This window comes from Janthinobacterium sp. 344 (genome assembly GCF_900112025.1).
Lineage (GTDB): Bacteria > Pseudomonadota > Gammaproteobacteria > Burkholderiales > Burkholderiaceae_D > Janthinobacterium.
In genome coordinates this window covers 260,453-281,984 of sequence record NZ_FOKL01000004.1, presented here as the reverse complement: position 1 = coordinate 281,984, position 21,532 = coordinate 260,453, and the positions used below count along the sequence as shown (strand labels likewise).

General features: G+C 66.1%; 21 protein-coding genes. 11 read left to right on the top strand and 10 right to left on the bottom strand.

The features are described 5' to 3' along the window. Positions 1-57: 57 nt before the first annotated feature. From BM193_RS13560 to BM193_RS13510, 11 genes are all read left to right on the top strand, one after another. The gene (locus BM193_RS13560; RefSeq protein ID WP_092796544.1) at positions 58-1,209 is read left to right on the top strand and encodes an ABC transporter substrate-binding protein; all 1,152 of its coding nucleotides are present in this window, start codon (positions 58-60) and stop codon (positions 1,207-1,209) included. Positions 1,210-1,282: 73 nt separating this feature from the next. After that, entirely contained in the window at positions 1,283-2,161 is an 879-nt protein-coding gene (locus BM193_RS13555; RefSeq protein WP_046684305.1) for a branched-chain amino acid ABC transporter permease, read from the top strand. Continuing rightward, positions 2,158-3,150 (top strand): branched-chain amino acid ABC transporter permease, encoded by a 993-nt coding sequence (locus BM193_RS13550; RefSeq protein ID WP_092796542.1) that lies wholly within the window; start codon positions 2,158-2,160, stop codon positions 3,148-3,150. Before BM193_RS13555 ends, BM193_RS13550 begins: the two co-directional genes overlap by 4 nt. A 1-nt stretch (position 3,151) precedes the next feature. Further along, positions 3,152-3,907 carry an ABC transporter ATP-binding protein gene (locus tag BM193_RS13545; RefSeq protein WP_092796540.1) on the top strand — a complete coding sequence of 252 codons (756 nt, stop codon included), beginning with the start codon at positions 3,152-3,154 and terminating at the stop codon, positions 3,905-3,907. After that, a complete protein-coding gene (locus BM193_RS13540; protein ID WP_092796538.1) occupies positions 3,907-4,638 on the top strand; it encodes an ABC transporter ATP-binding protein in 732 nt (243 codons plus the stop codon). Before BM193_RS13545 ends, BM193_RS13540 begins: the two co-directional genes overlap by 1 nt. A gap of 104 nt (positions 4,639-4,742) precedes the next feature. Next, positions 4,743-5,357, top strand: a complete 615-nt coding sequence (gene paaY, locus BM193_RS13535; RefSeq protein WP_092796536.1) for a phenylacetic acid degradation protein PaaY — start codon at positions 4,743-4,745, stop codon at positions 5,355-5,357. Between the two features lie 101 nt (positions 5,358-5,458). Beyond that, positions 5,459-7,510: a phenylacetic acid degradation bifunctional protein PaaZ gene (gene paaZ / locus BM193_RS13530; protein WP_092796534.1), complete on the top strand. Its 2,052-nt coding sequence runs from the start codon at positions 5,459-5,461 to the stop codon at positions 7,508-7,510. 78 nt (positions 7,511-7,588) lie between these two features. Continuing rightward, on the top strand, positions 7,589-9,064 hold the full coding sequence (iaaH, locus tag BM193_RS13525; RefSeq protein ID WP_092797163.1) for an indoleacetamide hydrolase: 1,476 nt from the start codon (positions 7,589-7,591) through the stop codon (positions 9,062-9,064). A gap of 373 nt (positions 9,065-9,437) precedes the next feature. Continuing rightward, entirely contained in the window at positions 9,438-10,700 is a 1,263-nt protein-coding gene (locus tag BM193_RS13520; RefSeq protein ID WP_092796532.1) for a hypothetical protein, read from the top strand. 10 nt (positions 10,701-10,710) lie between these two features. After that, positions 10,711-11,115, top strand: coding sequence for a type 2 periplasmic-binding domain-containing protein (locus BM193_RS13515; RefSeq protein WP_092796530.1), 405 nt, complete (start codon positions 10,711-10,713; stop codon positions 11,113-11,115). Between the two features lie 44 nt (positions 11,116-11,159). Then, positions 11,160-12,680, top strand: a complete 1,521-nt coding sequence (locus BM193_RS13510) for a methyl-accepting chemotaxis protein (RefSeq protein ID WP_092796528.1) — start codon at positions 11,160-11,162, stop codon at positions 12,678-12,680. A gap of 107 nt (positions 12,681-12,787) precedes the next feature. On the opposite strand, the gene BM193_RS13505 is transcribed toward BM193_RS13510, so the two are convergent. The 10 genes from BM193_RS13505 to BM193_RS13460 are packed head-to-tail and all read right to left on the bottom strand — an operon-like array spanning position 12,788 to position 21,509. Continuing rightward, positions 12,788-14,011 (bottom strand): M24 family metallopeptidase, encoded by a 1,224-nt coding sequence (locus BM193_RS13505; protein WP_092796526.1) that lies wholly within the window; start codon positions 14,009-14,011, stop codon positions 12,788-12,790. Positions 14,012-14,067: 56 nt separating this feature from the next. After that, positions 14,068-14,604, bottom strand: a complete 537-nt coding sequence (locus tag BM193_RS13500; RefSeq protein ID WP_254786115.1) for a type II secretion system protein — start codon at positions 14,602-14,604, stop codon at positions 14,068-14,070. Beyond that, positions 14,591-14,974 carry a type IV pilin protein gene (locus BM193_RS13495; protein WP_217638419.1) on the bottom strand — a complete coding sequence of 128 codons (384 nt, stop codon included), beginning with the start codon at positions 14,972-14,974 and terminating at the stop codon, positions 14,591-14,593. Before BM193_RS13495 ends, BM193_RS13500 begins: the two co-directional genes overlap by 14 nt. A 5-nt stretch (positions 14,975-14,979) precedes the next feature. Continuing rightward, entirely contained in the window at positions 14,980-15,450 is a 471-nt protein-coding gene (locus BM193_RS13490; protein ID WP_302847636.1) for a type II secretion system protein, read from the bottom strand. Continuing rightward, a complete protein-coding gene (locus BM193_RS13485) occupies positions 15,447-17,348 on the bottom strand; it encodes a tetratricopeptide repeat protein (protein WP_254786114.1) in 1,902 nt (633 codons plus the stop codon). Before BM193_RS13485 ends, BM193_RS13490 begins: the two co-directional genes overlap by 4 nt. Beyond that, positions 17,345-17,884, bottom strand: a complete 540-nt coding sequence (locus BM193_RS13480) for a hypothetical protein (protein WP_092796520.1) — start codon at positions 17,882-17,884, stop codon at positions 17,345-17,347. Before BM193_RS13480 ends, BM193_RS13485 begins: the two co-directional genes overlap by 4 nt. Beyond that, a complete protein-coding gene (gene pilO, locus BM193_RS13475; RefSeq protein ID WP_139176047.1) occupies positions 17,881-18,501 on the bottom strand; it encodes a type 4a pilus biogenesis protein PilO in 621 nt (206 codons plus the stop codon). The genes BM193_RS13480 and pilO overlap by 4 nt, the downstream gene beginning before the upstream one ends. Then, a complete protein-coding gene (locus BM193_RS13470) occupies positions 18,489-19,031 on the bottom strand; it encodes a hypothetical protein (RefSeq protein WP_092796518.1) in 543 nt (180 codons plus the stop codon). Before BM193_RS13470 ends, pilO begins: the two co-directional genes overlap by 13 nt. Continuing rightward, complete coding sequence (locus BM193_RS13465) at positions 19,022-19,825, bottom strand: hypothetical protein (protein WP_139176045.1); 804 nt, start codon at positions 19,823-19,825, stop codon at positions 19,022-19,024. The genes BM193_RS13470 and BM193_RS13465 overlap by 10 nt, the downstream gene beginning before the upstream one ends. After that, complete coding sequence (locus BM193_RS13460) at positions 19,812-21,509, bottom strand: GspE/PulE family protein (protein WP_092796514.1); 1,698 nt, start codon at positions 21,507-21,509, stop codon at positions 19,812-19,814. The genes BM193_RS13465 and BM193_RS13460 overlap by 14 nt, the downstream gene beginning before the upstream one ends. Between the last annotated feature and the right edge of the window lie 23 nt (positions 21,510-21,532).

The following is a 21,532-nucleotide window of genomic DNA, read 5'->3' as shown; positions in this document are numbered from 1 at the left end:
AAGGTGCAAGATAGCACCATCCAATTTGACCGTAGTGCCAACCTGGTGGAGACCACAATGATTGCCAATATCTTCAAGAAAACCCTGATCGCCGGCGTGCTGGCCATGTCCGCCGCGGGCGCGTATGCGGCCGATAACATCAAGATCGGCTCCGTGCTGTCCGTCACGGGCCCTGCCGCCTTCCTGGGCGATCCGGAGCTGAAAACCCTGCAGCTGTATATCGAGAAGATCAACGCGGCCGGCGGCGTCCTGGGACGCAAGCTGGAACTCGTGCATTACGACGACGGCAGCGACGCGGCCAAGGCCAACGGTTTCACGAAACGCCTGATCGAGTCGGACAAGGTCGACGTGCTGATCGGCGGCACCACCACCGGTGCGACGATGGCGATGGCGCCTTTGGTCGACCGCGCCAGCATGCCCTTCATTTCGCTGGCGGGCGCCGTGGTGATCATCGATCCGGTCAAGAAATGGGTTTTCAAGACGCCGCACACGGACCGCATGGCGGCCGAGAAGGTGTTCGAGGACATGAAGAAGCGCGGCATCAGCAAGGTGGGCCTGCTGTCGGAAACGAGCGGCTTCGGCGCCTCGGGCCGCAAGGAATCGCAGATCGTCGCCTCCAAATACGGCATCACCCTGGTGGCCGATGAAACCTACGGTCCGAAGGACACGGACATCACGGCGCAGCTGACGCGCATCAAGAATACCAAGGGCGTGCAGGCCGTGTTCGTCTTCGGCCTGGGCCAGGGCCCGGCCGTCGTCACCAAGAACTACGGCCAGCTGGGCATGGCCGCGCTGCCGCTGTACCAGTCGCACGGCGTGGCCTCGGACGAGTATCTGAAATTGTCGGGCAAGTCCGCCGAAGGCGTGCGCCTGCCGACGCCGGCTCTCTTGATCGGCGCCATGCTGCCCGACAGCGACGCGCAGAAGGCCGTCGTCGTCGGCTACGACAAGACGTACAAGGAACGCTACAAGATCGATCCGTCGACCTTCGGCGGCTATGCGCTCGACGCCCTGAACCTGTCTGTCGACGCCATCAAGCGCGCCGGCGGCACGGACCGCGAAAAAGTGCGCGCGGCGCTGGAGTCGACCAAGGGCTTTGTGGGCACCACGGGCGTGTTCAACATGTCGGCGAAGGACCACATGGGCCTGGACCTGTCGGCGTTCCGCATGGTCGAAGTGAAGAACGGCGAATGGCAATTGTCGAAATGATGCAAGCCTGAAGTAGCTGCGCGAGGCCGCCCTCGAAGGCGGCCCGCGCATCGCCGAACATAATGGAGACACCATGGAAGTCGCTCAATTTCTGCAATTTTTGTATTCGGGGATGACGGTCGGTTCCGCCTACGCGCTGGCGGCGCTGGGCTTTACCATCATCTACAACACCAGCGGCGTGATCAACTTCGCCCAGGGCGAGTTCATCATGCTGGGCGGGATGCTGGCCGCCGTGATGTCGGCCGCCGGCGTGCCGCTGCCGCTGGCCATCATCCTGGCCGTCATCGCCACCGGCCTGGTGGGCCTGTTGATGGAAAAAACCGTGATCGAACCGGCGCAGAACGCACAGGTCATCACCCTGTTGATCATCACCATCGGCGCATCCCTCGTGCTGCGCGGCCTGGTGCAAATCTGGCTGGGCAAGGATACGCATTCTCTGCCGGCCTTTTCCGGCGATGCGCCGATCGAATTTTTAGGCGCCAGCCTGCTGCCGCAAAGCCTGTGGGTGCTGGGCGTGACGGTCGTCATCGTGCTGGTGCTGGGCTGGTTCTTCGGCCGCACCCTGATGGGCAAGGCCATGCTGGCCACCTCGCACAACAAGCTGGCCGCGCAACTGGTGGGCATCAACACGCGCAAGGTGCTGCTGTTCTCGTTCGGCCTGTCGGCCCTGCTGGGCGCGGCGGGCGGCATCCTCGTCGCCCCGATCACGTACACCTCGTATGACGCCGGCATCATGCTGGGCCTGAAAGGCTTTGTCGCCGCCGTCCTCGGCGGCCTCGGTGGCGGCGCGGGCGCGATTGCCGGTGGCCTGATCCTCGGCATCGCCGAAGCCATGACGGCCGGCTATATCTCCTCGGCCTACAAGGATGCGGTACCGTTCGTACTGATTCTATTGATCCTGTTCTTCCTGCCGCAAGGCTTGTTTGGCGCTAAAAATTCGGAGCGTGTATGAGCAACTTCCTGACACGCTCGCGCCACGGCGGGCTGCTGGTGCTGGCGCTGGTGCTGGCCATCCTGCCCCTGTTCCTCAGCAACGCGTTTTACTATGACGTGGCGATCCGCATCGCCCTGAACGCCATCGTCGTCATCGGCCTGAACCTGCTGATGGGCTACACGGGCCAGATCAGCCTGGGCCACGCGGGCTTCTATGGCCTGGGCGCGTATGCGTCGGCCGTGCTGACCACGCACTATGGCTGGCCGCCGCTGGCTGCCCTGGCCGCCGGGGCCGTCGCCACGGGCTTGCTGGCCTTGCTGCTGGCGCGTCCCGTCTTGAAGCTCAAGGGCCATACCTTGGCCATGGCGACCCTGGGCCTGGGCATCATCATTTCCATCGTCATCAACAACGAGACGCAATGGACGGGCGGCCCGGACGGCATCGGCGTCTCGGCCTTCAGTGTCGCCGGGCTGGAAATCGCCGGTGAAAAATCGTGGTACCTGGTGTGCGCCGTGCTGCTGTTGCTGGTGACGTGGCTGGCCCTGAACCTGATCGATTCGCCCGTCGGCCGCGCGCTGCAGGCCATCCACGGTTCAGAAGTGGCGGCCCGCGTGGTGGGTGTCGACACGACGCGCTTCAAGGTGCGCGTGTTCGTGCTGTCGGCCGTCATTGCCAGCATCGCGGGCAGCATCAGCGCCCATTACATCGGTTTCATCACGCCCAACCTGGCCGGCTTTTTCCACTCGATCGAGCTGGTGACGATGGTGGTGGTGGGCGGCATGGCGTCGATCTTCGGCTCCATCATCGGCGCGGCCTTGCTGACGATTTTGCCGCAACTGCTGTCCAGCTTTGAGGGCTGGGAAACGGTGGTGTTTGGCGTGATCCTGATGGCCACCATGATCTTCATGCCCAAGGGCCTGGTGCCCAGCCTGGCCAGCCGTTCGCGCAAGCGGGCAAGCACGCCAAGCGCGCCCAAGGCGCCGGCCAAACCGGCACAGGAGGTGTGAGATGCTGACGATTAAGAACCTGAGCAAGAGCTTCGGCGGCGTACACGCCGTGCAGGACGTGAGTTTTACTGTCAAGGAAGGCAATATCCATTCCGTGATCGGGCCGAACGGCGCCGGCAAGACGACCCTGTTCAACCTGATCACGGGCGTCTACACGCCGAGCAAGGGCGAGATTTTGCTCAATGGCGAGAACGTGGCCGCCATGCCGCCCGATGCGCTGGCGCGGCGCGGCATGAGCCGCACCTTCCAGAACCTGCAAGTGTGCATGAACATGACGGCCATCGACAATGTGATGGTGGGCGCGCACCTGCGCCTGAACCAGAACCTGTTCGCCTCCATGCTGCGCCTGCCGTCCGTGCGCCGCGCGGACGCGGCCTGCCGCGACGAGGCGGCGGGTCTGATGGAATTTGTCGGCGTCGGCCGCCACATCGGCGACGAGGCGGGTCAGATGTCGTATGGCGCATTGAAACGCCTGGAAATCGCCCGCGCGCTGGCGGCCAAGCCGAAGGTGCTGCTGCTCGACGAACCGGCGGCGGGCCTGAACCACACGGAGACGGGCGAGATCGAAACCCTGATCCGCAAGGTGGCGCAGTCTGGCGTGACGGTGGTGCTGGTGGAGCATGACATGAAACTGGTGATGAATCTGTCGGACCATATCCTGGTGCTCGACTATGGCAAGAAGCTGGCCGAAGGGACCGCCGCCGAAGTGCGCGCCAATCCCGACGTGGTGGCGGCGTATCTGGGAGTGGCGGCATGATGAAGATGGAAAAACCTCAAACGCCGCTGGTGCTCGATATCGCCGGCCTGACCAGCCATTACGGCCGCATCCAGGCCCTGCACGGCATCGACCTGCAGGTGCGCCAGGGCCAGCTGGTGGCGCTGGTGGGCGCGAACGGCGCCGGCAAGACGACCCTGCTGCGGGCCATCTCCGGCGTGCAGCCGATCAGCGCCGGCAGCATCGCCTTCGCCGGCCAGGATGTGAGCCGCATGAGCGCCGACAAGCGCGTGCGCAGCGGCATTTGCCAGGTGCCGGAAGGGCGGCAGGTGTTCGGCCCCATGACGGTGGAAGACAACCTGCGCCTGGGCGCGTTTACACGCCCGGCGCAGGACGTGGCGGGCGACATGGAGCGCATGTACGGCCTGTTCCCGATTTTGAAGGAAAAGCGCCTGCTGCTGGCCGGGACCTTGTCTGGCGGGCAGCAGCAGATGCTGGCCATGGCGCGCGCGCTGATGGGCCGCCCGCAACTGCTGCTGCTCGATGAGCCCAGCATGGGCCTGGCGCCGCTCCTGATCGCGGAAATTTTCCGCATCGTGGCCGAACTGCGCGACCAGGGCATCACCATCTTCCTCGTCGAGCAGAACGCGCACGCGGCCCTGTCGATCGCCGACGTGGGCTATGTGATCGAGACGGGCGCCATCACCTTGTCCGGGCCCGGGCCCGAATTGCTGCATAACGAGCAGGTGCAAAGCGCGTATCTGGGTATGTAACCCGAAGGGCAAATACTGGGGTCGGACCCTCAGGGTCCGACCCCGGCAGTGCAAGGTTTGGGGGGCAGGGAAGCGTCCCCTCAATGCATGAATAGGAGAACAACATGGTCAAAGTCTACGAAATCAACGGCGTCACCCCCGTCGTCCACCCCAGCGCCTACGTGCATCCGTCGGCCGTGCTGATCGGCGACGTGATCGTCGGTCCGCGCTGCTATATCGGCCCGCTGGCCTCGATCCGCGGCGACTTCGGCCGATTGATCCTGGAAGAGGGGGCGAACCTGCAGGATACCTGCGTCATGCACGGCTTCCCCGGCTGCGACACGGTGGTCGAAGTCGACGGCCATATCGGCCACGGCGCCGTGCTGCACGGCTGCCGCATCGGCCGCAATGCACTCGTCGGCATGAACGCGGTGGTGATGGACAACGCCGTCATCGGCGAGGAATCCATCGTCGCCGCCATGAGTTTCGTCAAGGCGGGCATGCTCGTCGCGCCGCGCAGCATGGTGGTGGGCACGCCCGCCAAGGTCATCCGCGCGCTGACCGATGATGAAATCCAATGGAAAAGCTCGGGCACGGGCCAGTACCACGAACTGGCCGTGCGCTCCATGCAGACAATGCGCGAAGTGGAGGCCCTGACGCAAGTCGAGGCGAACCGCCAGCGCCTGAATTTTGAATCCGCATTGCCGCTGCACCTGCACAAGAACGCCGCGGCGCAATAACCTTTAACCCTTTAAATGCTGGGGTCAGTCCTTTCAGGATCGGAATAGATGCCATTGGCATCCGTTCCCCCGACGGGTCTGCCCCCTAACGGAGAAATCACATGGCTCACATATCCACCCTGCAAAGCCTGATCGCCGGCCGCTGGCTGGGCGAAAGCGCCGCCGTGCCCCTGCACAGCGCCTTGAACAACCGCGTCATCTATCACACGCATGCGGAAAAGATCGACTTCGACGAAGCCGTCACGTATGCGCGCAAGACGGGCGTGCCGGGCCTGATGGCGCTCGATTTCCAGCAGCGCGCCGCGCGCCTGAAGGCGCTGGCCCTGTACCTGGTCGAGCGCAAGGAAGAGCTGTATGCGATCTCGCACCTGTCGGGCGCCACGCGCGCCGACAGCTGGGTCGATATCGAAGGCGGCACGGGCACCCTGTTCGCCTACGCCAGCATGGGCAGCAACGAGTTGCCGTCGTCGAACGTGCTGCATGAAGGCCCGGCCATCGCGCTGGGCAAGAAGGGCGGTTTCGCCGGTACCCATATCCTGGTGCCGCGCGGCGGCCTGGCCGTGCACATCAACGCCTTCAACTTCCCCATCTGGGGCTTGCTGGAAAAATTCGCGCCCAGCTTCCTGGCGGCCATGCCCTGCATCGCCAAGCCGGCCACGGCGACGAGCTATCTGACGCAGGCCGTCGTGCGCATGATGCATGAATCGGGCCTGCTGCCGGCCGGCAGCCTGCAACTGGTGATCGGCTCCACGGGCGACTTGCTGGACCGCCTGAATGGCCAGGATTTCGTCACCTTTACAGGGTCGGCCGCCACGGCCGCCAAGCTGCGCACGAACCCGAACCTGATCGCCCAGTCGGTGCCGTTCAACGGCGAAGCCGATTCGCTCAACTGCGCCATCCTGGCGCCGGATGTCACGCCCGACGACGTGGAATTCGACCTGTTCGTGAAGGAAGTCGTGCGCGAAATGACGGGCAAGTCGGGCCAGAAGTGCACGGCCATCCGCCGCATCATCGTGCCCGAGCACCTGATGGACGCCGTCGGCACGCGCCTGCGCGAGCGCCTGGCCAAGGTGGTGGTGGGCGACCCGTCCATCGAAGGCGTGCGCATGGGCGCGCTGGCCTCGAAAGAGCAGCAGAACGACGTGGCCGAGCGTGTCGCCACGCTGTCGCAGGGTAACGAGGTGGTGTTCGGCGCGGCCGACGGTTTCAATCCCCTGGGCGATGGCGCGCAGGACGGCAGCTTCTTCTCGCCTACCCTGCTGCTGTGCCGCGATGCGTTCGGCAACGACGCCGTGCATGACGTGGAAGCGTTCGGCCCCGTCAGCACCATGATGGGCTACAACGATATCGACGAGGCGCTGGCCCTGGCCGCGCGCGGCAAGGGCAGCCTGGTGAGCACCCTGGTGACGCGCGATCCGAAGATCGCCGCGCGCGTGGTGCCGCAAGTGGCGGCCACGCATGGCCGCGTGCACGTGCTCGAGCGCGTGGCTTCCGTCGATTCGACGGGCCATGGCTCGCCCCTGCCGCAGCTGAAGCATGGCGGCCCTGGCCGCGCGGGCGGCGGCGAAGAGCTGGGCGGCGTGCGCGCCGTGCGCCATTACCTGCAACGGGCGGCCGTGCAAGGCTCGCCGACCATGCTGGCGGCCATCACGGGCGAATACGTGCGCGGCGCGGACGTCAACGAAAGCCCGATCCACCCGTTCCGCAAGCATTTCGAGGACTTGAAGACGGGCGACTCGCTGCTGACGCACCGCCGCACCGTCAGCGAGGCCGACATCGTCGCCTTTGGCGGCATCTCGGGCGACTTCTTCTACATGCACTTCGATGAAATCGCCGCCAAGGAATCGCAGTTCGGCAAGCGCATCGCCCACGGCTACTTCGTGCTGTCGGCCGCCGCCGGCCTGTTCGTGTCGCCCGGTGTGGGCCCCGTGCTGGCCAACTATGGACTGGACAACCTGCGCTTCGTCGCGCCGGTGGCCATCGGCGACACCATCCGCGCGCGCCTGACGTGCAAGCGCAAGGTCGACCGCAACCGCAAGGACGTGTTTGGCGTGGGCCAGGGCGTGGTCGCGTGGGACGTGCAGGTGACGAACCAGAACGAGGAACTGGTGGCCAGCTATGATATCCTGACCCTGGTCTCCAAGCGCGAGTAAGCCATTTGGGCAGGACAGGTTTGACCGGCGCCGCCTGCGATGTATGCGTGGGTGGCGCATTTTTTTTGGAGAGACATCATGAGCAAGGCAGACGATCAACCTTCCCTCGCCGCGCAGGCGCAGCTGGCCCTGAGCGCCAGCGATGCCGTGGCCGCCATCGCCAACGGCAGCCTGGGCGCCGCCGACTACATGCATACCTTGCTGGCGCAGGCCCGCGCGCAGGCTGGCTTGAACAGCCTGATCACCTTGAATGCGGAGGCGGCGCTGGATGCCGCCGCGCGTGTCGATGCGGCGCGCGCGGCGGGCCACGCCTTGCCGCCGCTGGCCGGCTTGCCCATCGTTGTCAAGGACAATATCGATGCGCGCGGCATGCCGACGACCGCCGGCACGCCGGCCTTGCGCGACTGGCGCCCGGCCACGAACGCGCCCAGCGTGCAGCGCCTGCTGGACGCGGGCGCCATTATCCTGGGCAAGGCGAACCTGCATGAACTGGCGTTTGGCGCCACCAGCACGAATTTTTCCAGCTTCGCCGGCCACGTGAAAAACCCGTATGACAGCGCGCGCATCCCCGGCGGTTCTTCCGGCGGCACGGCGGCGGCGCTCGCCGCGCGCATTGCGCCGGCAGGGCTGGGCACGGATACGGGCGGCTCCACGCGGGTGCCGGCCGCCCTGTGCGGCATCGTCGGCCTGCGCCCGTCCGTCGGCGATGGCGGCAGTCAGCGCCGCTACGATTCCAGCGGCACGGTCCCCATCAGCCACACGCGCGACACGGTGGGCCCGATGGCGCGCACGGTGGCCGACGTGGCCCTGCTCGACAGCGTGCTGTCCGGCCTTCCCGTGCCGTCGCCGGAGCCGCTGGCCGGTTTGCGTTTCGGCGTGCCGGCCGCTTTCTGGCAGCCGCTGGATGCCGACGTGACGGCCGTCATGGCGCAAGCCAGGGAGACGCTGGCGCAGGCGGGCGTGGTGCTGGTCGAACTCGGCATGCAGGACGTGATGGAGGCGAACGGCAAGGTGTCGTTCCCGCTGGCGCTGCACGAGCCGCGCCAGGCGATCCCCGCCTACCTGGCCGCCAGCGGCGCGCAGCTCACGCTGGACGATATCGCCGCGCAGGTGGCCAGCCCGGATGTGCGGCACGCGTTTGGCGCCATCCTGGGCGACGCGTTTGGCGCCGCGTATCCCGATGCCGTGCAGGTGCAGCGGCCCCGTTTGCAGGCGCTTTACCGCGACTATTTTGCGCGGCACCGCCTGGATGCCATTTTTTTTCCGACGACGCCCGTGTGCGCCGTGGCCATCGATGGCGTACACGGTTCATCGCGCATCGCGGTGGCGGACGGTGCGCCTGGTGACGCGTTTACGACCCTGATCCGCAATACGGACCCGGCCAGCAATGCGGGCATTCCCGGTTTGTCCTTGCCGGCGGGCATGACGGCTGCAGGGTTGCCGGTGGGGATGGAGATCGACGGGCCGCTGGGCAGCGACAGCCGTTTGCTGGCCATCGGCCTGTCATTGGAGGCACTGTTCGGCCCCTTGCCGGCGCCGCCGGCGTGCGTCTGAAGGCCTTGGAATCACCCTGGCGCGCCTGGCAGGGCGCCAGGTTTTCTTACCGGCTGAACTATCCATCCGTGTATGAAAAGTATGGCGAAAGTGTGGTTTTGCGCAGCGTGCTATTTAGATAAATCCCTCTAGAACGCGTGCTTTTTCCTTCAAAATGGGCCAAATGGCACATTGCCACCAGAAAACTTTCCAAAGTAAAACCTTTTCTCTGTAGCATGGTTTTGCTCACTGGTCACGCCGCCATGCACGCCTGTCCATATCAGCCAGGCAATGGCGGCGCGAAAAAAACGGACCCGGCCTGTCACGGCTGGTGAACCATCGACCTCGAGTCCACTCCACGATTACTGTTCACCGCTACGGGTATTTAATTACTATGAATAAACACGTCCTGATTTTCCTGCTGGCCATGCCCTTGGCCATCAGCCACGCTTATGCGGAAGAAGTCGACGGCCCCGCCGTCAAGATCAGCGGTTACGGCACGGCCGCGTTGACCGTGGCCGACACGGACAACGCGCAGTTTGCGCGCCCGAACCAGGCCAGCGGCGCGGGCCGCACGGCACGCACGGGCGTCGATTCCAACCTGGGTGTGCAGGCGAACGTCACCGTCAATGCCTGGCTGTCGGCCACCGTGCAGGGCCTGGCGCGCAAGGATGGCGAAAATGATTTCGGCGCCGAACTGGCGTGGGCCTTCGCCAAGGCCAAGGTGTCGGACAGCTTCAGCGTGCGCGTCGGCCGCATGGGACTGCCCGTCTTCATGATTTCCGATTACCGCAACGTGGGTTACGCCAACACCATGCTGCGCCCGCCCGGCGAGATGTATTCGCAGGTGCCCCTGAACAGCATCGACGGTATCGATGGCACGTACCAGTTCAGCGCGGGCGACACCAGCGTCACCACGCAGCTGGCGCTGGGCCGCACCAAGGCCACCCTGGCCACGGGTCCCGATTCGACCGTGCACGTGGAAGGCAAGTCCATCGTCGCCCTCAACGTGGTGGCCGAGCATGGTCCCCTCACCGTGCGCTTCGGCCGCGCCGAAACGAAACTGAGCATTGACGACTCGCCCAGCCTGAACACCCTGATGGGCAGCCTGCGCGCGGCCGGCAGCGGCTACAAGATCGCCCAGCTGGGCGCCCTGGCCGATGCGCTGGAAGTGCAGGACAAGAAGGCGTCGTTCACGTCCGTGGGCCTGGGCCTGGACTGGAACAGCGTGCTGCTGCAGTCCGAATATGCGAAGCGCAAGACGGACAGCTATGTCAGCGACAGCACTTCGTGGTACGTGATGGGCGGCTACCGCATGGGCGCCTTTTTGCCGTACTACAGCTACGCCAGCCTGAAGGCCGACGGGCGCGTGAATAACACCGTGCCGGCAGCCTGCCCGGCCGGCTACCCCGCCGCCTGCACGCCGACCCTGCGCGCCCTGTCGGCCGGCGTCGACACCCTGGCCTATATGCGCAACCAGCTGGAGCAATCGACGCACAGCATCGGCGTGCGCTGGGACTTCCACCGTTCGGCGGCATTGAAAGTGCAGATCGACCGCATCCAGCCGAAAAATGGCCCCGGCCTGTTCGTGCAAGCCAAGCCGGGCTTCCACGGTCCCGTGACGGTGGCCGCCGCCGCCATCGATTTTGTTTTCTAAGGAGCGCCGCATGAACCCCTTTATTTTTGCGGCTGGCTTGCTGGCCTTGTCGAGCGCCGTTCCCGCCATGGCCGAAGTGGTTGTGGTGGTCAATCCGAAGAGCGCCGCCGGCGCCATGACGAATGAACAGGTGGCGCAGTTCTTTCTCGGGAAATCGACGGCCATGACACCGATCGACCAGCCGGAAAGCGCCCCCGTGCGCGCCGAGTTCTACAAGAAGGTGACGGACAAGGAACCGTCGCAAGCCAAGGCCCTGTGGTCCAAGCTGGTCTTCACGGGCAAGGCCACCTTGCCCAAGGAAATGGCGAATAGCGCCGATGTGAAGAAGGCTGTCGCCGCCGATCCGAAAGCCATCGGCTATATCGAGAAGAGCGCCGTCGACGCCAGCGTCAAAGTGGTGCTGACGACGCCGTAAGGGCACGCGGCCGTGCACCTACCCATAAAAATCAGGAGACAGCAATGAGCATCAAACGCAAGATATGGGCACTGCCTGTCGTCTCGGCCGTGATTTTCGGACTGGGCCTGGCCATCAGCGCCTATCTGTCCACGGCCGCGCTCAATTCCATCCACGCCACCGAAAGCGCCGACTACCCGGTGCTCGACATGGCCAAGTCATTGACCCTCGACGTGGCGGCCGTCGGCGACGCCTTGCGCGATGCCGTCAGCGAGGGGGACAAGGAACGCATCGCCCAGGTCGACGGCCAGGCCGTCAAGCTGCGCGCCAAGCTGGCCGCCTTTGCGGCCATACCCGGGCAGCGCGAGCATGGCCTGCGGCTGGCCAGGGAATTCGACGCCTACTATGCGCCCGCCCTGGGCGCGGCGCGCATCATGCTGGAAATGGAAGAGGGCGACCCGCAGGCGACGGTGGCGCGCATGCAGGGCGCCCTGGCGCTGCTCAACGGCGACCTGGCGAAGACCAACGAGCAGGCGCAGGCGCAGTTCAGGCAGGGCATCGAACGCAGCGCGGCGAATGTGCGCAATGCGCTCAATACCAGCATTGCCGTGGCGCTGGCCGTCATCGTCTGCCTGGTGGCCGTGTCGCATTTCGTCGTGCGCGCCATCTGGCAGCAGCTGGGCGGCGAGCCCGAATACGCGCGCCAGATCGCCCGCGCCGTGGCCGATGGCGACCTCTCGATGGCGATCGCCACGGAGGCGGGCGACCAGGCCAGCCTGCTGGCGGCGCTGAAAGAGATGCGCGGCCGGCTGGCCGGCATGGTGTCCGGCATCAAGGCCTCGGCCGAAACCATCCAGGTGGCCAGCGCGGAAATCACGCAGGGCAATGCGGACCTGGCGGCACGCACGGAATCGCAGGCGGGCAGCCTGGATCAGACGGCGCGCAGCATGGACAGCCTGACCTCCACCGTGCGCGATAACGCCGCCAACGCGGGCCAGGCGCACGAACTGGTGGTGTCGGCGTCGTCGGTGGCCGTGAAGGGCGGGCAGGTGGTCAGCCAGGTGGTCACCACCATGGGCGAGATCAATGCTTCGTCAAAGCGCATCGTCGACATCATCGGCGTCATCGACGGCATCGCCTTCCAGACGAATATCCTGGCCCTGAATGCGGCCGTGGAAGCGGCGCGCGCCGGTGAGCAGGGGCGCGGCTTTGCCGTGGTGGCGTCCGAGGTGCGCAGCCTGGCGCAGCGCAGCGCCGCCGCCGCGCGCGAGATCAAGCAACTGATCGGCGATTCGGTGGCCAAGGTGGGTGTCGGTTCGAAGCTGGTCGACGAGGCGGGGCTGACCATGGGCCAGATCGTCGACTCCGTGAAAAAGGTGGCCGACATCATGGCCGAGATCAGCGCCGCCAGCCAGGCGCAAAGCGCCGGCATCGGCGATATCGGCGTGGCCATCGGCAGCATGGACCAGATGACGCAGCAAAATTCCGCGCTGGTGGAAGAGGCATCGGCGGCCGCCGAATCGCTGCAGGAGCAGGCCGTGCAGCTGGGGGCGGCGCTGGCCGTGTTCAAGCTGGCGCAGGGGTAATTCCGGGGTCAGACCCGTCGGGTCTGACCCCAATCTCCGTGAGCGGCGCAGGTTCGATTCGGCGTAGCTTGGATCAGCGCAGCGTAATCGAACACAAGGGCGTCAAGCTACGCCTGCAAGCCGAACGGGTCGTCGATGCTGTGCGCCGGCTGCGTGAACCAGCGCGGCCCGTCTGCCGTCATATAAAAATGGTCTTCGTGGCGGATGCCGAATTCGCCGGGGATACAGATCATCGGCTCGTTCGAGAAGCACATGCCGACGTCCAGCGGCGTGGTGTCGTTGCCCACCAGGTAAGGCCACTCGTGGATATCGAGGCCGATGCCGTGGCCCGTGCGGTGCGGCAGGCCGGGCAGCTTGTAGCCGGGGCCGAAGCCGTCCGCTTCGAGCGACACGCGGGCGGCGCGGTCCACGTCGCCGCACGGCACGCCCAGTTGGGCGGCCGCGAATGCGGCGGCCTGCGCGGCCTTTTCGCTGTTCCACACGGCGCGCTGGCGCTCGCTGATGGCGCCAAACACATAGGTGCGCGTGATGTCGGAGATGTAGTTCATCACCTGGCAGCCCGTGTCGATCAGCACCGTGTCGCCCGCCTTGAGGGTCTGCACGTAATTGACGCCGTGCGGATAGGCGGTCGCTTCGCCGAACAGCACGATGCAGAAGTACGAGCGCGGTGCGCCCACCTTGCGGTGCGCGCGCTGGATGAATTCCTCCACTTCCACCGTCGTGATGCCTTCATGCAGCATGCTGGCCGTGGCCACGTGCACGGCCAGGGTCATGTCCATCACGCGCTGCATCAGGGCGATTTCCGCAGCGGACTTGCGGCTGCGGCAGTACGCCGTAACGGTGCGCGCGTTTTCCAGCGCATAGCCGGGGGCCAGTGGCTTGATGCCGTCGTAGATGAAGAAGGCCGCGCTTTCGCAGATGCCCACGCGCGGCGGTTGATTCGCGTCCTGGGCGATCCCCATGCGCGCCAGCACGTCGACGAACAGCTGGTACGGGCTTTCATGCTCTTCCCAGCAATTGACACGGCCTGCGATGACCATGAAGCCCGTCAGCGTGCTTTCCTCGAACGCGGGAGCGATGTATTCGATGTCGCCGCTGGCTGGCAGGATGGCGCCCACCATGCGTTCGCTGGCATACCATTTGGTGCCCGTGAAATAGGTGAGGTTGGCGCCTGCGTTCAGGTAGATCGCGGCGATGCCCTGCTGGCGCATGCATGCCTGCGCCCTGGCGATACGCTGCGCGTGTTCATCCTTGCCGATGGCGACCATGCCGGACGTCATGTCCGACAGCGATGCCAATGCCTGTTCGATGGAAGTGCCACCTATGCTCATGCCTGCTCCTTGTTCGATGCGTGATGCCGATGCGTGTTGCTGAATGCCGCATGATATCAGTTCGCGCCTTTCGGCTTGAGGCCGGGCGCGCCGCCGGCGGCATCGGGCGGGGCCAGCACCAGGTCGTGCGGATACGTGAAGTGCCAGTCCGCGTAGCGCTGCTTGCGGCGCAGGCCGGCGTCTTCGTCGAGGAAGTTGTCCTGCTTGATGGGCAGCTGCGGCGACAGCGAATGGATGCCGACGATGCGCCCTTCCTGCCGCAGCAGCCCCCATTCCGCCTTGCCCGTGACGGGGTCCGCATACACGCGGCGCAGATGGCGCCGGGCGTTGGCAAAGCGCGGGTCGCGCAGCAGTTCCTGCAGGGTCAAGGGATAGCGGGGCCGGCCGTCGCCCGGCGTGCTGTCGTAGTAGCGGCCCAGCGCATTGCGGAATTCATGGCCGATGAACAGCAGTTCGCGCTCCTTCTCGCGCCGCGCGGCCGTGGCAAACAGTTCGCTGGCCACGACCAGGCCCACGCCCATGAAGGCCACCAGCAGCAGGGTCCAGATATACGCGAAACCCCGTGCGCCGCGTTGAAAATCAGAGTTGCTCAAACGGGATGCCCTCGCGCGTCTTGCCCTTGGCGCCGCTGCGCACGTCGGCCACGCCGCTGATCTCGCCGTTCGGCGAAGGGACCAATTGCCAGGTGGCGCTGGACTCCGTGACGGGATCGAGCGGCACGCTGCGGAAGTAGTGGTGCGTGACCAGGTCGGCCAGCGCGGCCGGATATTCTCCCTTGTCGGCATAGTATTTATCCAGGCCGCTCCTGAGCACCTGCAGGTTTTCCTTCAGGGCCACTTCCTTGGACTTTTCCACCGAACCGAAATAGCGGGGAATGGCGATCGTCAGCAGCAGCGAGATGATGGCCAGCACCACCAGCAGTTCGACCAGGGTAAAGCCACGGCGCAGTCTTGTTGTCGGCATGGCGTTCACCATTGATTCAGCGGCACGCCGTTCAGGCCCGCCCTGGTCGAGCGCGAGGCGACGTCGAACACGTCTTCGCCTTCGCTGGGATTGTCGGGCGGCGAGGCATACGCGCGCTTGCTCCAGCTGTCGGCCGCGCTGCCGGCTTCCCTGGGCTGGAACGGGTCGCGCGGCAGGCGGCGTAGAAAATAAATATTCTGCTTCGACGGGCTGCGCTGGTCGGGCACGCCCTCGACCAGTTCATCGAGCTTCTTCGGATAGCCGGAGGCGCCCAGCGACAGCTTGATGCGGCCATTGTCCGAGGCGCGCTTGTAGGCGTCGATCGCCTCGCGGATCTCGATCAGGGCGCTGCGCAAGGCCTGTTCCTTGGAGCGTTGCAAGGCCACCTGCGCCATCGGCACGGCCACCGTGGCCAGGGTCGCCATGATCGCCAGGGTGATCATCAGTTCGATGAAGGTAAAGCCTTGTTGTTTCACTGGCCGCCTTTCACCGTGGCCTTATCGCTGGCGGCCGGCTTGTCACCGGCGGGTGCCTCGTCGCCGCCCGTCATGGGCGAGCCGGCGCGTGCCGGCGGCTGTTCTGGCGCGGCGATGGCCTCGGGCGCGCCGCCCACGCTGCCACGCCCGCCCACGGCCGCCTCGGTGCCGGAATTGAATTCGGCCGTCAGCAGGTCCGGGCGGCGGATGCTGCGCAGCAGGCGCGGCGTGATCGACAGCACGATCTCGCTGCGCATGGCGTCGTCCTTCTGGCTGCCAAATAAACGGTTCAGCACGGGCAGTTCGCCCACGCCCGGCACCTTGTTGGCCGTGCCCCGGTCCTCGTCGCTGATCAGGCCCGCCAGCACCTGCGTTTCGCCATCCTTCAGCCGCAGTACGGTGGAGGCGCTGCGCGTGCCGATCTGGTAAGCCTGCGTGCCCGTCTTGCTGATGACTTCCTTGACGACGTTCGACACTTCCAGGTTGATCTTGATGGCCACTTCGTCATCCAGGTAGACGTTCGGCTCGACGTCGAGTTTCAGGCCCACGTCGATGTAGTTGACGCTGTCGGAACTGACGCCGTTGTTCGTCGTGACGGTGATCACGGGCACGCGGTCGCCGATGAGGATCTTCGCCTTTTCCTTGTTACGCACGCGGATGCGCGGGTTGGCCAGGATATTGCTGTCGCTGTCCGTCTTGTTGGCGTTGAGGGTCACGCCGCCGATGCCCAGGTTGATATTCTCGCCATTGATGCGGCGCAGGTCGGCCACCTTCAGGCCGCCCAGGCCAGTGCCGCTGCCGGCCAGGGTCAGGCTGGCCTGGTCGGGCCAGCGCACGCCCAGTTCCATCAGGCGCGTGCGCTTGACCTCCAGCACTTCCACTTCCAGCATCACTTCCGGGTCGGCCAGGTCCTGCACGTTGATGATGCGCTCGGCCATGCGCACCATTTCCGGCGTATCGCGCAGCATGATGATGCCCAGCCGTTCATCGGTGACGACGTCCTTGGCCTTGAGCAGGGTCTTGATGGAGAACGCCACCGTCTTGACGTCCGCATTGGCGAGGAAGAAGGTGCGTACCACCAGCTGCTGGTAATCCTTCACCTTTTGCGGCGTGTTCGGGTAAATCGTGATCGACTTGTCGCTGGTGACGCTCTGTTCCAGCTGGTTCGCGCCCAGCAGCATGGCGATGGCTTCCTCGATGCTGGTGTCGCGCACGGAGATGGTGGCGCGCAGGGCCGGGTCGACCTCCTTGTCGAAGACGAAGTTCAGGCCCGAGACCTTGCTGATGAAGTCGAATACGGAGCGCAGCGGCGCATCGCGAAATTCGAGGGTGACGGGTTTCCTGTAGGCGGCCGCCAGCTTGCCGCCGGCCGGCCGGGTCTTCGCCTGCTCGTCGCCGATGCGGCCTTTCAGGGCCAGCGCCTCGCGCTGCGCGGGACGCTCCTGCAGCACCTGGCGCAAGGCTTCCTGCGCCTGCGCGACATTCGCTTCGCCGCCGCGCTGGTAGCTGGCCTGCGCCTCCTGCACCAGCTTGCGGTGGCGCTCGTCCTGCGCCACGCCGGCCAGGCCCCGCTGCGCCACGTCGTCGCTGGGGTCCAGCGCCAGCGCTTGCCGGTACAGCGCCTGCGCTTCAGGCAAATTGCCTTGCTGGCGCAGCGCCTCGGCAGCACCATTCAGCTTGTTCAGGGCGCGCATCCTGCCGTTGGTGACGGCGATGCGGTACTTCGCATTCGTCGGTTCGGCCTGCGCCGCCTGTTCCAGCAGGGCCAGGCCCTGTTCCGTGCGGCCCGCGCCCAGCATGGCCTGGCCATCGTTGTAGGCCTGGTTGCCGGCGCAGCCAGCCAGCAGGGACAGCATGGGCAGCAGGGTGAAGATCGTACGTGGTGCGCGTCGTTTCAATTGAGGTCCCCTACGGCGAGTGTCTGTTTCAGGTTGAGCGGCAGATAGGTAAATTGCAGGGAACCCTGCACCACGCCGTCGAAGCGGTAGCGCTCTTCGAGCATGTCGCCGGGCCGCGCCACCACGTTGCGTTCGCCCGCCTGCAGGAAATAGGCGGCCTTGCCTTCGTCGACGAAACGGCCGAGGAATTGAAAGGGCAGCGGTGGCGGCGCGTTCGCGTCGACGGTGGCGACCGTGCGCGTGGCCTGGGCCGCCTGCTGGTCGAGCATGATTTTTTTCGGCGTCTCCGGCTGCCAGCTTTGCTTGGCGAACAGGATGGCCGCCTCCTCGTCATCGAGCCCCCGGCGCGGTTCGATGGCCAGCGCGCGATTGGCTGGCGCAGCGGCAGCGGCGGCGACGAGGGGCGCGACCGCCACCCGTTCCACCTGGCGCGGCGTGGCCGTGGCCGGTCCCACGATGCTGCCTTCATCCTCGGGCGCGAAGAGCGCGGCCAGCAGGGTGGCCACGGCAGCCGTCCCCAGTACGGCTTTTTTCATGGACGCACCTCCGGCTTTTTCACCAGCAGGATGAACTGGATGCGCGCATCGATCTCGCCCGCCTCGATCTGCTCGCGCTTGAACAGCACGGAGTCGAGGGTCAGGGTGGGCAGCGCCTGCAGGGCGTCGACAATAAAGGCTTGCAGCTGCGCGTATTCGGCTTTTACCGGCAGGGTGATCTGGTAGCGCAAAAAGGCCGTGTTGCCGTCTTCCTGCGGCTTGTAGTCGGCCTTGGCCAGCGTGACGCCGCTCTGTTGCGCCACTTCCAGCAAGGTTTTCAGCTGCTCGGGAATGCTGTCGTGCGCGGGCAGGTAGGCGTGGAAGGCGGCCAGGCTGTCGGCATCCGCATCGAGGGTGACGGGTGCCGGCGGCAGCGCCGCCTGTTTCGCCATCACGGCCAGTTGCGCGCGCAATGGCTGCTGGCGTCCCGCCAGCGCGTCGCCCTGCTGCACGGCGATGGCGGCCAGCGCCAGGCAGGCCGCGCCGATGGCGCTGGGCCAGCCCAGGGTACGCCACAGGCGCCGCGCTTCCCACTGCAGGCGCGGCGGCAGGCGCAGTTGCAGGCGCGGACGCATCGCGCGCGTAGCGACTTTCAGCACGGGTTTTATTGCCGCCATTGCGCCTCCAGCTGAAAACGGTAAGGGTGTTCGGGAGTGTTCATATTCATCTCGTGCTTGAGCAGATACACGGAACTGAACATGGGTTGCTGGTTCAGGAAGGCCAGGTAGTTGAGCATGTCCTGCGGCGTTTCCGCTTCGGCGGCGATTTTCAGGGCGCTGGCGCCATCCTGTCCCTGCTGCGCATTCAGGTCCAGCCCCAGCAGGGCCACGCGCACGTCGCGCGGCGCCTGCACCGTCTTGATCAGGCGCGTGACGGGCAGGTTGAGCTGGCGTACGGCGATAGCCACCTGTTTCAGTTCGAGGTCGCGTTCGCGCTGCTGGCTTGCCGAGAGGGGGGCGCGCACGGGACGCGCGGGCTGCAGCTGCGCCAGCTGCGTTTCCAGGCGCCGCGTTTCCTGCGCCTGCACCAGCCAGTACACGGCCGCCGGCAGCAGCAGCAAGGTGCCCGTCAGGCACAGCGCCAGGCGCCAGCCCTTGAACGTCTGCGCGGCGCCGGGCGGCAGGAATTCCAGGCGGCTCAGGCCCATGCGGCCTCCCGCATCAGGTGGGCGGGGCCGGCCACGGCGATGGGCGCGAAGCGTTCGGGCACGTTCGCCTGCGGCGCGCCGCTCAAGTCGATCAGCGCCACGCGTTCGATGGCGTCGAGCTGCGGCGCGCGCAGGTTCCAGCGCCGCCAGGCCCGTTCCAGTTCCTCGCCCCAGGCCGTGTCGCAGGACTGGCTGTGCAGGGCCGTGATGCGCCCGCCGCTGCTGGTGGCCAGCAGCAGCCGGCCCGCTTCCACCAGGGCGAAGGCGGCAGGCTTGCTGCCGGCAGGCTTGCCCACGGCGATGCTGCGCCACGCCGGCCCGGCGATCGGTTCGATGGACAGGCAGCGCCGGCCCTGTGCGGCGGCCGCCTCCTGCACGCCCTGCAGCAGGGCCGCGTCGATGCCGCAGGCCAGGCGCGGCTGGCCATAGGGCGCGTCGTCGGCGGCCAGGCGCCAGGCGCGCGCGCCCTCGCCATACACGGCGCCGAACTGGCTGTGCAGGAAGCGCTGCGCGCTGCCTTTCTCCAGCAGGGCGCCGCTCCATGGCACCATCAGCAGGGCGCACCAGCGGCTGGCCAGGCTGACGGCCAGCGGGAGCTTTTTGCCGCTGTCTTGCTCCAGCCAGCCGCGCAGGCTGGCCAGCGCCACGTCCCAGCTGGCGTCGGGATTCGCAATGGGCAGGTGGAAGGCGCTGTCCGCGATGGGACGGCCGGCGCGGCGCTGCACGCCGTGGAGCGCCTGCGGCGCCAGGTGCAGGCACACGGTGGTGCCGGCAACACGTTCAATAAGTGACACGATTGAGCTCCGCTAAGGTGGTTTCGCCGCGCCGCACCAGGTCCAGGCCCGCTTCGCGCGCCAGGCGAAAGCCGTTGCGCGCCGCTTCTTCCTTCATCTGGCTCAGGGGCGCGCGCGTGCAGATCAGTTCGCGCATCGCGTCGCTGAGCATCAGCACCTCGGCGACGGCCTTGCGGCCCTTGTAGCCGGTGCCGCGGCAGTGGCCGCAGCCCTTGCCGGCCATGAATTGCCAGTCCTGCACCTGGTGCAGGGCCAGGCCGCTGTCGCGCAATTGCTGCGCATCGGCCAGCACCTCGGCGCTGGCGTCGACGGCGCAATGGGCGCAATTGAGGCGCAGCAGGCGCTGCGCCACGATGCCGTTCAGTGCCGCCGTAAAGCTGTACGCGTCCACGCCCATGTGCAAAAAGCGGCCGACCACATCGAAGACGTTATTCGCGTGCACGGTGGTAAACACCAGGTGGCCCGTGAGCGCCGCCTGCACGGCGATCTGCGCCGTCTCGTCGTCGCGGATTTCGCCGATCATGATCTTGTCGGGATCGTGGCGCAGGATGGAGCGCAGGCCGCGCGCGAACGTCAGTCCCTTCTTTTCATTGACGGGGATCTGCAGCACGCGCGGCAAGCGGTATTCGACGGGGTCCTCGATGGTGACGATCTTGTCGCGTCCCGTGTTGATTTCCGTGATGGCCGCGTACAGGGTGGTGGTCTTGCCCGAGCCCGTGGGGCCCGTTACCAGCAGCATGCCGTGCGGCTTGGCGGCCAGGCGGCGGATCTGTTCGATGGCGTCCTCGTTCAGGCCCAGGCTTTCCAGGCGCAGCGCCTGCGCCGCTTCCGTCAGCGCGCGCCGGTCCAGCAGGCGCAGCACGGCGTCCTCGCCAAAGATGTTCGGCATGATGGAGACGCGGAAATCGATCTCCGCCCCCTTCACGCGCACCTTGAAGCGGCCGTCCTGCGGGATGCGCCGCTCGGCGATGTCGAGGTCGGCCATCACCTTGATGCGCGAGATGATCTGTTCGGCCATCGCCAGTCCCTGCACCTGGCCCGCCTGCACCAGCACGCCGTCGACGCGGTACTTGATGACCAGGCTGGCCACGTCGCATTCGAGGTGGATGTCGCTGGCCTGAAATTTCAGCGCGTCGTAGATGGTGGAGTTCACCAGTTTCACCACGGGGCTGCTGTCTTCGCTGATGCGGATGAGCGAGATGTCCTCGATGCTCTGGTCGAGCCCCGGCAAGTCATCGCCATGCTGCATTTCCTGCATCGCCTGCTGCACGCTTTCCTGCTGCAGCAGATAGGCGGCCAGGTCGTCCGGGTGCGCCAGCGCCACCGTGAACGGCGTGCGCAGGGCGAAGTCGGCCCACTGCAGCAAGTCCTCGGCAAACGGATTGCCGATCACCAGCACGGGCGGCGCGCCGGGAACGCCAGGTTGCAGCAGCACGCAGTCGCGCTGGGCGCAATCGGTGTAGGGCAGCTGGGCAAAGGCGGGCAGCGCGGCCTGCAGCGCGGCCATCGTCCACGCCGGATAGCGGAACAGGGCGGCCAGCTGGCGCACGAAGACGTCGGGCGGCAGGGCCGCCGTTTCCTGCAGCACGGCCATTTGCGGGCGGCCCTGCGCCAGCGCGCCGGCGTGGGCCTGGCGCAGCATGGCCGCATCGAGCACGGCCCGTTCGTCTTCGCGCGCGTTCATGGCAAGCTCCTCATGGTAAGACC

Excerpts from the sequence above, each read along its gene's own strand:
- BM193_RS13480 (WP_092796520.1), bottom strand. The coding sequence starts at position 17,884 with ATGAAAAAAGCCGTACTGGGGACGGCTGCCGTGGCCACCCTGCTGGCC.
- BM193_RS13495 (WP_217638419.1), bottom strand. The coding sequence starts at position 14,974 with ATGCCGACAACAAGACTGCGCCGTGGCTTTACCCTGGTCGAACTGCTG.
- paaZ (WP_092796534.1), top strand. The coding sequence starts at position 5,459 with ATGGCTCACATATCCACCCTGCAAAGCCTGATCGCCGGCCGCTGGCTG.
- BM193_RS13545 (WP_092796540.1), top strand. The coding sequence starts at position 3,152 with ATGCTGACGATTAAGAACCTGAGCAAGAGCTTCGGCGGCGTACACGCC.
- BM193_RS13540 (WP_092796538.1), top strand. The coding sequence starts at position 3,907 with ATGAAGATGGAAAAACCTCAAACGCCGCTGGTGCTCGATATCGCCGGC.
- BM193_RS13555 (WP_046684305.1), top strand. The coding sequence starts at position 1,283 with ATGGAAGTCGCTCAATTTCTGCAATTTTTGTATTCGGGGATGACGGTC.
- BM193_RS13560 (WP_092796544.1), top strand. The coding sequence starts at position 58 with ATGATTGCCAATATCTTCAAGAAAACCCTGATCGCCGGCGTGCTGGCC.
- BM193_RS13460 (WP_092796514.1), bottom strand. The coding sequence starts at position 21,509 with ATGAACGCGCGCGAAGACGAACGGGCCGTGCTCGATGCGGCCATGCTG.
- BM193_RS13510 (WP_092796528.1), top strand. The coding sequence starts at position 11,160 with ATGAGCATCAAACGCAAGATATGGGCACTGCCTGTCGTCTCGGCCGTG.
- paaY (WP_092796536.1), top strand. The coding sequence starts at position 4,743 with ATGGTCAAAGTCTACGAAATCAACGGCGTCACCCCCGTCGTCCACCCC.
- pilO (WP_139176047.1), bottom strand. The coding sequence starts at position 18,501 with ATGGCGGCAATAAAACCCGTGCTGAAAGTCGCTACGCGCGCGATGCGT.
- BM193_RS13470 (WP_092796518.1), bottom strand. The coding sequence starts at position 19,031 with ATGGGCCTGAGCCGCCTGGAATTCCTGCCGCCCGGCGCCGCGCAGACG.
- iaaH (WP_092797163.1), top strand. The coding sequence starts at position 7,589 with ATGAGCAAGGCAGACGATCAACCTTCCCTCGCCGCGCAGGCGCAGCTG.
- BM193_RS13550 (WP_092796542.1), top strand. The coding sequence starts at position 2,158 with ATGAGCAACTTCCTGACACGCTCGCGCCACGGCGGGCTGCTGGTGCTG.
- BM193_RS13520 (WP_092796532.1), top strand. The coding sequence starts at position 9,438 with ATGAATAAACACGTCCTGATTTTCCTGCTGGCCATGCCCTTGGCCATC.
- BM193_RS13515 (WP_092796530.1), top strand. The coding sequence starts at position 10,711 with ATGAACCCCTTTATTTTTGCGGCTGGCTTGCTGGCCTTGTCGAGCGCC.
- BM193_RS13505 (WP_092796526.1), bottom strand. The coding sequence starts at position 14,011 with ATGAGCATAGGTGGCACTTCCATCGAACAGGCATTGGCATCGCTGTCG.